The 12,065-nt window shown below is 62.9% G+C and carries 8 protein-coding genes and 1 pseudogene; 4 read left to right on the top strand and 5 right to left on the bottom strand.

What is annotated here, in order from left to right:
* Positions 1–23 precede the first annotated feature (23 nt).
* Together ASG03_RS15070 and mfd are read left to right on the top strand one after the other, a co-directional pair.
* On the top strand, positions 24–344 hold the full coding sequence (locus tag ASG03_RS15070) for an FAD assembly factor SdhE (RefSeq protein WP_062474506.1): 321 nt from the start codon (positions 24–26) through the stop codon (positions 342–344).
* Complete coding sequence (mfd, locus tag ASG03_RS15065) at positions 341–3,847, top strand: transcription-repair coupling factor (protein WP_062694284.1); 3,507 nt, start codon at positions 341–343, stop codon at positions 3,845–3,847. Before ASG03_RS15070 ends, mfd begins: the two co-directional genes overlap by 4 nt.
* Positions 3,848–3,949: 102 nt before the next feature.
* Here mfd and ASG03_RS15060 read toward each other — a convergent pair whose 3' ends face one another.
* Complete coding sequence (locus ASG03_RS15060; RefSeq protein WP_062695203.1) at positions 3,950–4,615, bottom strand: DsbA family oxidoreductase; 666 nt, start codon at positions 4,613–4,615, stop codon at positions 3,950–3,952.
* Positions 4,616–4,713: 98 nt separating this feature from the next.
* Positions 4,714–6,480: pseudogene (locus tag ASG03_RS15055) on the bottom strand (extracellular solute-binding protein); the annotation flags it as partial.
* Positions 6,481–6,992: 512 nt separating this feature from the next.
* Here ASG03_RS15055 and ASG03_RS15050 point away from each other — a divergent pair.
* Positions 6,993–7,622 carry an invasion associated locus B family protein gene (locus ASG03_RS15050; RefSeq protein WP_062473485.1) on the top strand — a complete coding sequence of 210 codons (630 nt, stop codon included), beginning with the start codon at positions 6,993–6,995 and terminating at the stop codon, positions 7,620–7,622.
* Positions 7,623–7,733: 111 nt separating this feature from the next.
* Here the strand turns inward: ASG03_RS15050 and hspQ are convergent, their stop codons facing one another.
* The 3 genes from hspQ to ASG03_RS15035 form a co-directional block, all read right to left on the bottom strand.
* Complete coding sequence (hspQ, locus tag ASG03_RS15045) at positions 7,734–8,063, bottom strand: heat shock protein HspQ (protein ID WP_062474500.1); 330 nt, start codon at positions 8,061–8,063, stop codon at positions 7,734–7,736.
* Between the two features lie 193 nt (positions 8,064–8,256).
* Positions 8,257–9,666, bottom strand: a complete 1,410-nt coding sequence (gene glnA, locus ASG03_RS15040; protein WP_062473482.1) for a type I glutamate--ammonia ligase — start codon at positions 9,664–9,666, stop codon at positions 8,257–8,259.
* 58 nt (positions 9,667–9,724) lie between these two features.
* Entirely contained in the window at positions 9,725–10,063 is a 339-nt protein-coding gene (locus tag ASG03_RS15035; RefSeq protein ID WP_062473479.1) for a P-II family nitrogen regulator, read from the bottom strand.
* A 367-nt stretch (positions 10,064–10,430) separates the two neighbouring features.
* Here ASG03_RS15035 and ASG03_RS15030 point away from each other — a divergent pair, with 367 nt between their 5' ends.
* A complete protein-coding gene (locus ASG03_RS15030) occupies positions 10,431–11,927 on the top strand; it encodes a bifunctional ADP-dependent NAD(P)H-hydrate dehydratase/NAD(P)H-hydrate epimerase (protein ID WP_062694283.1) in 1,497 nt (498 codons plus the stop codon).
* The last annotated feature ends 138 nt before the right edge of the window (positions 11,928–12,065 follow it).

Below are 12,065 nucleotides of genomic sequence, written 5' to 3'. Positions count from 1 at the left end.
AGACGCCGCAGAAGGGACAGTCCATGACAGGCATCACCCGAACCAGTGCCGATCTCGATCTTCGCCGCCGAAAGATCCTCTTCCGCGCGTGGCATCGCGGCCTGCGCGAGATGGATCTGGTCTTCGGGCAATTCGCGGACAACGAGCTTTCCGACCTGCCGGATGCCGATCTCGACGAGCTGGAGCGCATCATGTCCGAAGAGGACAACGACCTCGTGAAGTGGATTCTGGGCGAGCGCGACCTGCCCGATCATTTCCGCACGCCGCTGTTCGCCCGCATCGCCGCCTACCGACCGGACTTCGAGCCGCAGGCGGCACCGGCGGCCGCAGGACCGACCGAATGATCGACGGATTCGACAAGAAGAAGATTGCCGGCGTTCAGCGCGAGATCACCATCGGTCCTGTGCCGGCCGGTGTCGAGCCCCTGCTGCTCGCCGAGATCGCGCGCGCGGAGGGGCCGGTCGCCTATATCCTGTCCGACGGGCAGCGTCTGGCCGACGTCGAACAGATGCTGGGCTTTGCTGCGCCCGACATCCCCATCCTGACCCTGCCGGGTTGGGACTGTCTGCCCTACGACCGTGTGTCGCCAAGCGCAGACGTGTCGGCCCGGCGCTTGTCGGCGCTGAGCGCGCTGATCGCCCATGCCCGCAAGCCGCATCCCGCCATCGTGCTGGTGACGGTGAATGCGGCGCTGCAGAAGATGGCGCCGAAGGATGTGATCGAGGGGCTCGCCTTCTCCGCACGGCCCGGCGCGAACATCCGCATGGACGATGTCGCCGCGCTTCTGTCGCGGAACGGTTTCGAGCGCGTGGCGACCGTTCGCGAGGTCGGCGAATATGCCGTGCGCGGCGGCATCCTTGATGTGTTCGTTCCCGGCAGCGCGGAACCGGTGCGGCTGGATTTCTTCGGCGACACGCTGGAGACGATTCGCTCCTTCGATCCTGCCAGCCAGCGGACGACCGGGCAGGCGCGATCGCTCGACCTCAACCCCATGAGCGAGGTTTCGCTGACGCCGGAGACGATCAGCCATTTCCGGACGCGCTACCTCGCACTTTTCGGCGCGGCGACACGCGACGATGCCTTGTATCAAGCGGTCTCGGAAGGCCGGCGCTATGCCGGCATGGAGCACTGGCTGCCGCTGTTTTACGACAACCTCGACAGCGTGTTCGACTATCTCCCGGGCTTCCGGATCGTCACGGATCATGTCGTGCGTGAGGCGGCGGCCGAGCGCTCAAAGCTCGTGCACGACTATTATGATGCGCGGCGCGAAACGGGCACGCCGGGCAAAGGCGCGACATCCCAGGGAACACCCTACAAGCCGGTTCCGCCAGAGCAGCTCTATCTCACGGCCGATCAGTTTTCAGCGGCTCTGGCGAGCGCCAACGCCATTCGCCTGTCGCCCTTCTCGGAGCCGGACGGCGAGGGCCGCAAGGTCGTGACCATCGATGCGCGACTCGGCGTGCGGTGGGCGAAGAACGCCAATGAAAGCGCGCCGGAAGGCGAACGCGTCAACGTGTTCGACCAGGCAGTGAAATACATTGCCGACAAGCGTGCCAAGGGCGCCAAGATCCTGGTGACCGGCTGGTCCGAAGGCTCGCTCGACCGTCTGCTGCAGGTGCTTGCCGAGCATGGGCTCGGCAACATCAAACCCGTGGCGTCGTTCGGAGAGGTCGGCAAGCTGAAGTCCGGGGAGGCGGCTGCGGCCGTGCTCAGCCTCGAAAGCGGTTTCGAAAGCGGCGATCTCGTCGTCATCGGCGAGCAGGATATTCTTGGCGACCGCATGGTGCGCCGCTCCAAGCGTCGCAAGCGCGGTGCGGACTTCATCGCCGAAGTGGCCGGGCTTGATGAAGGCTCGATCGTCGTCCACGCCGAACACGGCATCGGTCGGTTCGTCGGTTTGCGGACCATCGAGGCCGCCGGCGCCCCGCATGCCTGCCTGGAGCTCGTCTATGCGGACGACGCCAAGCTCTATCTTCCGGTCGAGAACATCGACCTTCTCTCGCGCTATGGCTCGGAAGGCAGCGATGCCATCCTCGACAAGCTGGGCGGCGTTGCCTGGCAGGCGCGCAAGGCGAAACTGAAGAAGCGTCTGCTGGACATGGCCGGCGGACTAATCCGGATCGCCGCCGAGCGGTTGACCCGGCGCGCGCCGGTGCTGATCACACCGGAGGGCATCTACGACGAGTTCGCGGCGCGCTTCCCCTATGACGAGACCGAGGACCAGATGACCTCGATCGAGGCCGTCCGCGACGACCTCGGTGCCGGCCGTCCGATGGACCGGCTGGTGTGCGGCGACGTGGGCTTCGGAAAGACCGAAGTCGCGTTGCGTGCGGCCTTCATCGCCGCGATGAACGGCGTGCAGGTGGCCGTCGTCGTGCCCACCACGCTTCTCGCCCGCCAGCATTTCAAGTCGTTCACCGAGCGCTTCCGCGGCCTGCCGATCCGGCTGGCCCAGGCCTCGCGGCTCGTCGGCTCCAAGGAACTGGCCTTGACCAAGAAGGAGGTCTCCGAAGGCAAGACCGATATCGTCGTGGGAACGCACGCTCTTCTCGGCAGCGCCATCAATTTCGCCAATCTCGGCCTTCTCATCATCGACGAAGAGCAGCATTTCGGGGTGAAGCACAAGGAACGGCTGAAGGAGCTGAAGTCCGACGTCCACGTGCTGACGCTGTCGGCAACGCCGATCCCGCGGACGCTGCAGCTCGCCTTGACCGGCGTGCGGGAGCTCTCGCTCATCACCACGCCGCCCGTCGATCGCATGGCGGTGCGCACCTTCATCTCGCCGTTCGACGCGCTGGTGATCCGCGAGACGCTGATGCGCGAGCACTATCGCGGTGGCCAGAGCTTCTACGTCTGCCCGCGGCTGGCCGACCTCGAGGATGTGCAGGCCTTCCTGCAGTCCGACGTTCCGGAACTGAAGGTGGCCGTCGCCCATGGTCAGATGCCGGCGACGGAACTCGAGGACATCATGAACGCCTTCTACGAGGGCCGGTATGACGTGCTTCTATCGACAACGATCGTCGAGTCTGGCCTCGACGTTCCTCGCGCCAACACGCTGATCGTGCATCGGGCCGACATGTTCGGTCTGGCGCAGCTGTACCAGCTGCGGGGTCGCGTCGGGCGGTCAAAGGTCCGCGCCTTCGCGCTGTTTACGCTGCCGGTCAACAAGACCCTGACGGGTCCCGCCGAACGGCGCCTGAAGGTCCTGCAGTCTCTCGACACGCTTGGCGCCGGCTTCCAGCTTGCAAGCCACGATCTCGATATCCGCGGTGCCGGTAACCTGCTCGGCGACGAGCAGTCCGGTCACATCAAGGAGGTCGGCTTCGAGCTTTACCAGCAGATGCTGGAAGAGGCCGTGGCGGAACTGAAGGGAGACGACGAGGTGACCGACAGCGGTTGGTCGCCGCAGATCTCCGTCGGAACGCCCGTCATGATCCCGGACGAGTACGTCCCGGACCTGCATCTCCGGCTGATGCTCTACCGGAGGCTCGGAGAGATCACGGAGCTCGCCGATATCGACGCGTTCGGTGCGGAACTCATCGACCGGTTCGGACCGCTGCCGATCGAGGTGCAGCACCTTCTCAAGATCGTCTATGTCAAATCGCTGTGCCGAACGGCAAATGTCGAGAAGCTCGATGCCGGTCCGAAGGGCGTCGTGGTGCACTTTCGCAACCGCGATTTTCCGAACCCGGCCGGTCTTGTCGGCTATATCGCCAAGCAGGGGACGCTCGCCAAGGTTCGACAGGACCAGAGCATCTTTTTCCAGCGCGATTACCCGACGCCGGAGAAACGGCTGGCAGGGGCCGCGATGCTGATGACGCAGCTTGCCGGTATCGCCAAGGGCTAAGAGGGCTGCAAGAGCTAGCAGGGCCGCAAGAGCTAGCAGGAGTTAGAGAAACGGCAGCCTGCGGTCGTTGGTGACCGCACGGCTGCCTCTTTCGTCAGGGCGTCAGTTGATGTTGGCCTGGTTCTTCATTCCGGCGATATCGCGCAGAGCGCCGGTGAGCACCTCGACCGACTGAGCCCCCATCACGGCGTATTTGCTCTCGATGATGAAGCAGGGCACGCCGGTGACGCCCATATCGCGGGCCATGTCGATTTCCGTCTTCACGTCTGCGGTGTCCGCATCGGATGCGAAGAGGGCGGTGACGACGGCGCGATCGAGCCCGCCGGCTTCGGCGATGTCGATCAGCGTTTCGCGATCGCCGACGTTGCGGCCCTCCGCGAAATTCGCCCTGAACAGGCCGGACACGACATTCGCCTGCACATCGGCGCCCTCGGCCTGCGCCCAGCGGATGAGCCTGTGGGCATCCAGCGTGTTCGGCGAGACGGTCACGGCGTCAAAGTCGAAAACCACGCCGTCGGCATGGCCGAGCGCCGTGAGCGTCTGATGCGCCCGAGCCACGGCTTCGGGTCCACCGAGCTTGGCCGCGAGATGCGCCTTGTGATCGACGCCCTCCGGCGGCAGATCGGGATTGAGCTGATAGGGACGCCAGTTGACGGTGACCAGGATCTCGCTCGCCAGCTCCGCGATCGCCTTGTCCAGCCGGGCCTTCCCGAGATAGCACCAGGGGCAGACGACATCCGAGACGACGTCGACGGTGACATGCTCCATGATCATTCCTTCCCTTGCTGAAGGGGTGCGTCGGGCGTCGGCGCTGGCGCGGCAGGCTGCTGCGGGGCCGGCGAAGACGCTTCGTTGGCAGGCGTGGTCTGTGCATCCACATCCCACCATGTCGGGAGGCTGTAGCCATAGAGCGGCACGGTGTTCGGCCGCCCGATCCGCTTGTGACGGCCAACCCATTGCGATGCCACGTGGTAGAGAGGCACCGCGTAGAAATTCGAGACAAGCATCCGGTCATGGGCACGCACGGCGGCGGTAAAGTCCTCCTGCGAACGGGCCTGCAGAATGTTGTTCACCAGGGTATCGACATCCTTGTCGGCAACGCCGGCGAAATTGTCGCTGCCTTCGCGATCCCGGGACTGCGAGGACCAGCGACCGACCTGTTCGATGCCCGGCGAGAGCGAGGACGGGAAAGACTTGATGATGATGTCGTAGTCGAAGGACTGACTGCGCTGCTGATACTGCGAATCATCGACCGTTCGCACGCCTGCGCGAATGCCGAGGGCGGCAAGGAAGCGCTGATAGGCCAGCGCCATCTTCTCCTGGCCCTCGTTCTGGGTCATGATTTCGAAGGCGAGCTGTTGCCCGGCGGCATTCTTCATCTGTCCGTCGCGAATCGTATACCCGGCTTCCCGCAGAAGGGTGACCGCTTCGCGTAGGACGTTGCGGTCGCGCCCGGAGGCGTCGGTCACCGGCAGGCGGTAGGTTCCATCCAGCACGCCGGGCAGGATCCGGTTGCGGATGTCGCCGAGCAGGCTGAGCTCGCGATCGTCGGCCGGCTGCCCAAGATAGGAGAGGCCAGAGTTCTGCCAATAGCTCTGCGTGCGCGTGTAAGCGCTGTCATAGAGGTTCTTGTTGACCCATTCGAAGTCGAAGACGAGCGCTAAGCCCTGCCGCAGCTTCGGGTTCTCGAACATGGCCCGGCGCGTGTTGAAGACGAAGCCGAGCATGCCCGAGGGGGTCTTCGGCGAGAAGGTATCCTTGATGACCTCGCCGGACCGCACGGCCGGAAAGTCGTAGCTGCGCGCCCAGCGATTGGGGCTGCCTTCGGGATAGACGTCGATCTCGCCTTTCTTGAAGGCCTCGAACAAGGAATTGTCCTGGAGAAAATACTCGACAGAGATGCGGTCGTAATTGTCCTGGCCGATCTTCGACGGCAGATCCTTCGCCCAGTAGTTCGGATCGCGCTCGTAGACAATCCTCTCGCCCGGCGTGACGGAGGCCACCTTGTAGGGTCCGGAGCCGATCGGAAACTTGAGCGTCGTCTGGTCGAAGCTTTCGACAGCAGTTGCATGCCTGGGCAGGATCGGCGTCATTGCGATGAGCAGCGGGAATTCGCGGTCGCTCTTCTCGTTGAAGGTGAAGCGCACGCTGCGTTCGCCGACCTTCTCCATCTTGGCGACCTTGTCGAGCCGCGATGCGAACGGCACGCGACCCTTGTCGCGGAAGATCTCGAAGGTGAAGATCACGTCCTCCGGCGTCACCGGCTGGCCGTCGGACCAGTGCGCCTTCGGATTGAGATTGAACTGGATGAACGTGCGATCCTCGTCCCACTCCACAGTTTCCGCCAGCAGACCATAGAGGGAAAACGCCTCGTCGCGCGAGCGCATCATCAGGGAGTCGTAGACGAGATTGCCATATTCCGGATCGAGCATGCCGCGCGCGGTCGTGCGCATGCTCTTCAGGATGAACGGGTTGAGATTGTCGAACGACCCGACCACCCCGTAGGAGATGTGGCCGCCCTTTTTCACCTGCGGATCGACATAGGGAAAGTTCTTGAAGCCGGCGGGCAGGGCAGGCGTCCCGTGCATGGCGATGCCGTGTACGGGTTCGGCCATGGCAAAGCCGGCAGCCATCAGCGAGGTGGACAGGGCAAGACCCAGAAACAAGGCGCGCACGCGGTTCTCCGATGCGGACAGGCCCGCAAATCTCGAGCAGATCCAGAAACGATTCCCGGCAACCTATCACGCCGGGCCTGTTTTTGAAGCTTGCCCCCGCAGAATGGCAGTTCTATGGGCCGCGCGCGCCAAAATCATCGATGCCGGATTGCGTTTTTCGACGGGCAAGGCTGGATTAGGCGCGCGTGACGCGCTAGGAGAGGAAACCGCCCCTGGACGGGTCATGCAATTGCCTCAATTGACCAACAGAGGAGCGGGCGGCCGAGCACTCGCCCAGTCGAGCAATCAGTTTGTGGACGTGCCAGCGACATCGGGATGAGCGGATTCGCTTCGGTGGTTCTCAAGACCGTTTCGGGTCCGGCGCAGAACGATCGCAACCGATCCTGTCGTGAACGTGATGTTGCGCGTCTCGTCTCGAGAGCGCTAGATCCGAGCCGCAGAAACGATGAATTCAGGAGACGGATATCGTTATGACCTTCAAGCCCACCCTTTCCAGGAAAGTCGCACTTTCGGCTTTCGTCGGCGCCGTCGCGGCCGCCGCAATGCCGTCGGCTTCCTTCGCGCAGCAGGCCGGCCAGCGCGCGCCGCAGGGCTGGTTCAAAGTCTGCACCAAGCAGGAAGACAACGATGTCTGCATCGTCCAGAACCTGCTGTCCGCGAATAACGGCCAGCTCGTGACAGCGGCAGGCCTCATCAGCGTGCAGGGCAAGGTCAACCGCAAGATCCTGCAGGTCTCGGTGCCCTCCGCGCGTCTCCTTCCCCCTGGCGTTCAGGTCCAGATCGACGGCGGCAAGCCGATCAAGCTCGACTACGCGATCTGCATGCCCGACAAGTGCGTGGCCGAAGCGCCCCTGACCGACGCCGTCATCGCAAGCCTGAAGAAGGGTAGCGAGGTCGTGTTCACCTCGATTAACTTCCAGCGTGCGCCGAACCCGATCAAGATGTCGCTCGAAGGCTTCACCGGCGTGTTCGATGGCGAGCCGATCGAGCAGTCGAAGCTGCAGGAACGCCAGCGCCTGCTGCAGGAAGAGATGCAGAAGAAGGCAGAAGATGCCCGCAAGAAGCTTGAAGAAGCCCAGAAGGCTGCCAAGCAGAACTGATCGGTCGCAAGACCCCCAAAAGAAAAGCCCGGATCTGACGATCCGGGCTTTTTGCATGTCCTTAATGTGGTCATTTCACAGCCACGCTGACAGGAGCGTCCGCAGATCACGTCAATGCGTGACGACAGCCTTCGGCTTGTACTGTCCGATGGTCTCCGGGTCGAAGAACGTTTCGACCTGCGAATGGCGAACCGGCGTTCCCGTCTCGTCCGACATCAGGTTCTGCTCCGAGACATAGGCGACATATTCGCTCTCGTCGTTTTCTGCCAGCAGGTGGTAGAAGGGCTGGTCGCGATCGGGCCGGACCTCGGCGGGGATGGCGTTCCACCACTCTTCCGTGTTGGCATACTCGGCATCCACGTCGAAGATCACGCCACGGAACGGGAAGAGCCGGTGGCGCACCACTTGTCCGATCTGGAACTTTGCATCTCTCTGTTTCATCATGATCGTATCCTTTCCTTCAATATGTGGGAGGAAACGCTGCAAGATCAAGGGACGAAGCGGCAACACGAATGCGTGACGCGGCGACAGCGAGCGAGGCCTGCGTGGGGCAGCTGCCAGCGCCTGCCCGTACCCGCTCAACGAAAAAGGCCGGCGCGTGTGGCGCCGGCCTTTCTGTTCGTTCGGATCGTTCTCAGGCCGAATAATACATGTCGAATTCGACCGGATGTGGCGTCATGTCGTAGCGCATGACCTCCGCCATCTTCAGCTCGATATAAGCGTCGATCTGATCGTCGTCGAACACACCGCCGGCGGTAAGGAACTTGCGATCGCGATCGAGATTCTCGAGCGCTTCGCGCAGCGAGCCGCACACGGTCGGAATCTTCTTCAATTCCTTGGCGGGCAGGTCGTAGAGATCCTTGTCCATGGCCTTGCCGGGGTGGATCTTGTTGCGAATGCCGTCGAGACCAGCCATCAGCATAGATGCAAAGGCCAGATAGGGGTTCGCCAGCGGATCGGGGAAGCGGACTTCGACGCGCTTGGACTTGGCACCGGAGCCGAACGGGATGCGGCACGATGCGGAACGGTTGCGCGCGGAATAGGCCAGCAGGACCGGAGCCTCGTATCCGGGGACCAGACGCTTGTAGGAGTTGGTCGTCGGATTGGTGAAGGCGTTGATGGCCTTGGCATGACGGATAATGCCGCCGATGTAGAACAGGCAGTTTTCCGAAAGGCCGGCATATTCGTCACCCGCGAAGGTCGGCTTGCCGTCCTTCCAGATCGACTGGTGCACATGCATGCCCGAGCCATTGTCGCCGAAGATGGGTTTCGGCATGAAGGTGGCCGTCTTGCCATAGGCGTTCGCCACCTGGTGCACGACATATTTGTAGATCTGGATCTGGTCGGCGCTGCGAACCAGCGTATCAAACTTGACGCCGAGTTCGTGCTGGGCCGCGGCCACCTCGTGGTGCTGCTTCTCGACGGTCACGCCCATCTCCGAGAGAACGGTGAGCATTTCCGAGCGCATGTCCTGGCAGCTGTCGATCGGCGGTACCGGGAAGTAGCCGCCCTTGACGCGCGGGCGGTGACCCAGGTTGCCGGTGTCGTAGGCCGTGTCGTCGTTCGACGGCAGCTCGGAGGAATCGAGCTTGAAGCCGGTGTTGTAGGGATCGGCCTTGTAGCGCACGTCGTCGAAGATGAAGAACTCCGGCTCGGGTCCGACGAACACGGTGTCGCCGATACCGGACGACTTCAGATAGGCTTCCGCCTTCTTCGCGGTTCCGCGCGGATCGCGATTGTAGGCCTCGCCCGAAATCGGATCGAGAATGTCGCAGACCACGACCATGGTCGACTGGGCGAAGAACGGGTCCATGTGCACCGTCGTCGCATCCGGCATCAGAACCATGTCGGACTCGTTGATGGCCTTCCAGCCGCCGATGGACGAGCCGTCGAACATGACGCCGTCGACGAACATGTCTTCATCGACGCAGGACACATCCATGGTCACGTGCTGAAGCTTGCCCTTGGGGTCGGTGAAGCGAAGATCAACGAACTTGACGTCGTTTTCCTTGATCTGCTTAAGGATGTCGCTCGCAGTCGTCATATCGGAGATGTCCTTCCCTGCCGGTTATAGACCGCCGCGCAAATGCGGCGGCATGAAATCAGATAGCGTCGACGCCGGTCTCGCCCGTGCGGATTCGGATGACCTCTTCCACGTTCGACACAAAGATCTTGCCGTCGCCGATCCGCCCCGTCTGGGCGGCCTTGCGGATCGCCTCGATGACGGCGTCTGCATTCTCGTCCGCGAGAACCACTTCGACCTTCACCTTGGGCAGGAAATCCACGACATATTCGGCGCCCCGATACAGTTCGGTGTGGCCCTTCTGTCGTCCGAAACCCTTGGCTTCCGTCACCGTGATGCCCTGGAGGCCAACTTCCTGAAGGGCCTCCTTCACTTCATCCAGCTTGAATGGCTTGATGATCGCCTCGACCTTTTTCATGAGAAAATGTCTCTCCGCTTCTCCCGTTGGAACAGGGGAATCCCCGCTCGCCCCACCTTATGCATTTAGCATGCCATGTCTTCAATATCTCGACGCATTTGCCGCTTGTACGTCCGGGAAGAAACGTGGCCCCGACATTGCCGACCAATCTTGCAGGGTAATGCCTATTTCTTGTGACGTGCAGGCCATTTACGGCAATTTGATGCATTACGGACGGAAGTTCACCAACTTTAGCATGATATTTAGGCGGCAAATATATGCAGATGCTCAGGAATTGGTCAACTCGCATTCCCGTGACGACCTTGATTTCCGGTATCGCCCCCTACACTGTAAGGGCAGGATCACGTATTTCGGCGCAGGTGGCAAGATGGGTATCAAAACGGACATCGCATCATGGATCATCAAGCCGGCGGACATGGCGAAGGTTGACACGGAGGCCGCCGCATCGGGCATCGACTCCTTCGGCCTGATGCGGGCCGCAGGCCATGCCGTCGCGGCTTCCGCGTTACGGCACTATCCCGGAGCCGTTCGGTTCGCCTGTCTCTGTGGTCCCGGCAAGAATGGCGGCGACGCCCTGATCGCAGCCGACGCGCTGCTGGAGAGCGGCGCGAACGTAACGGTGTTTCTGCTCGATGATCCCGCCCGTCTGACGGGAGACGCAGCTTCCGCGTTCGCTCGGCTCTCCGCGGCCTGCTTCGCTCTGGCCGACTATGTCCCTGAGACGGGCGACGTCATCGTTGACGGGCTCTTTGGTGCCGGTCTTTCGCGGCCTGTTTCGCAAGATGTCGCGGATCTCATGGCAGCCGTCACGGCGGCGCGTCTGCCGGTGGTCGCGATCGACCTGCCATCCGGGATCGACGGCCGCTCCGGGCAGGTTCTCGGGGCCTGCTTCCAGGCAGCGCGGACGGTCACGTTCATGACCCGCAAGCCGGGTCATCTCCTTTTGCCGGGGCGCTCTGCCTGCGGCGATCTGGAGGTGGTCGATATTGGCATCCCCGGGCGGATCCTGGAGGCGTACCGGAAAGACATCATCGAGAATGTACCGGCGCTCTGGGAGGACGCCGTGCAGGCGCTCGACCCGTCGACCCACAAATATCGCCGCGGACATCTCGTCGTCTTCTCCGGCCCGGCCGCCAGCAGCGGCGCTGCCCGCATGAGTGCGACGGCGGGCCTCGCCGGAGGCGCCGGACTGGTCACGATGGTCGCGTCCTCCGAGGCGATCCCCACACTGGCCGCACATCTGACGGCGGTCATGCTGAAACCTGTCGATGGCGACGCAATGCTGGAGGACCTGATGGCGGATGAGCGCCTCAATGCGTTTGTTCTTGGCCCGGGATATGGACAGGCCGACCGGGCCCGCAGCATCGTCACCGCCCTCGCCAAGCGCGCGCTGGTGCTCGACGCAGACGGCATCACCGCGTTTCGCGACGATCCGCAGGCTCTGTTTACCGCGTTCCACGGGCCGGTCCGCCTGGTTCTCACGCCGCATGACGGCGAGTTCGCACGCCTCTTTCCCGATCTCGCGGCAGACGATCAGGCGTCCAAGATCGACCGCGCGACGCGCGCCGCACGGCGCAGCAATGCCGTGATCGTGCTCAAGGGGTCCGATACCGTCATCGCCGCCCCGGACGGTCGGATCGCGATCAACGCAAATGCCCCGCCCTGGCTTGCAACGGCCGGCTCGGGCGATGTCCTCGCGGGCCTCGTCGGCGCGCATCTCGCGCAAGGCATGCCCGCCTTCGAGGCGGCGGCCAGCGCCGTCTGGCGTCACGGCGCTGCCGGACATATGGCAGGCGAGGGGATGACGGCCGAAGACCTGCTCCGCGCGATCCGCCCGCTGCCGCACACGTCGGAACGATCGTAGAGACCAAGAGCGGCTGCAACCTTGGACACAATGACGCCGTCGGCGGCCCGCCGCCTGACGCGCGTTGCATGAAAAAGAATTCACGCGACGCGCCTTAAGGTCTTGTTGTGATGCATGTCGTTCCCGAAACCGCTGCAA

The sequence above is a fragment of the Rhizobium sp. Leaf341 genome, from assembly GCF_001424325.1.
Taxonomy (GTDB): Bacteria; Pseudomonadota; Alphaproteobacteria; order Rhizobiales; family Rhizobiaceae; genus Ferranicluibacter.
Note: the sequence above shows the minus strand (reverse complement) of the source record. Positions and strands in the feature narration are given on the sequence as shown.

What these genes read in the sequence shown, in the direction of transcription:
- mfd (WP_062694284.1), top strand. Translation starts at nt 341, where the DNA reads ATGATCGACGGATTCGACAAGAAGAAGATTGCCGGCGTTCAGCGCGAG.
- ASG03_RS15050 (WP_062473485.1), top strand. Translation starts at nt 6,993, where the DNA reads ATGACCTTCAAGCCCACCCTTTCCAGGAAAGTCGCACTTTCGGCTTTC.
- glnA (WP_062473482.1), bottom strand. Translation starts at nt 9,666, where the DNA reads ATGACGACTGCGAGCGACATCCTTAAGCAGATCAAGGAAAACGACGTC.
- ASG03_RS15070 (WP_062474506.1), top strand. Translation starts at nt 24, where the DNA reads ATGACAGGCATCACCCGAACCAGTGCCGATCTCGATCTTCGCCGCCGA.
- ASG03_RS15030 (WP_062694283.1), top strand. Translation starts at nt 10,431, where the DNA reads ATGGGTATCAAAACGGACATCGCATCATGGATCATCAAGCCGGCGGAC.
- hspQ (WP_062474500.1), bottom strand. Translation starts at nt 8,063, where the DNA reads ATGAAACAGAGAGATGCAAAGTTCCAGATCGGACAAGTGGTGCGCCAC.
- ASG03_RS15035 (WP_062473479.1), bottom strand. Translation starts at nt 10,063, where the DNA reads ATGAAAAAGGTCGAGGCGATCATCAAGCCATTCAAGCTGGATGAAGTG.
- ASG03_RS15060 (WP_062695203.1), bottom strand. Translation starts at nt 4,615, where the DNA reads ATGGAGCATGTCACCGTCGACGTCGTCTCGGATGTCGTCTGCCCCTGG.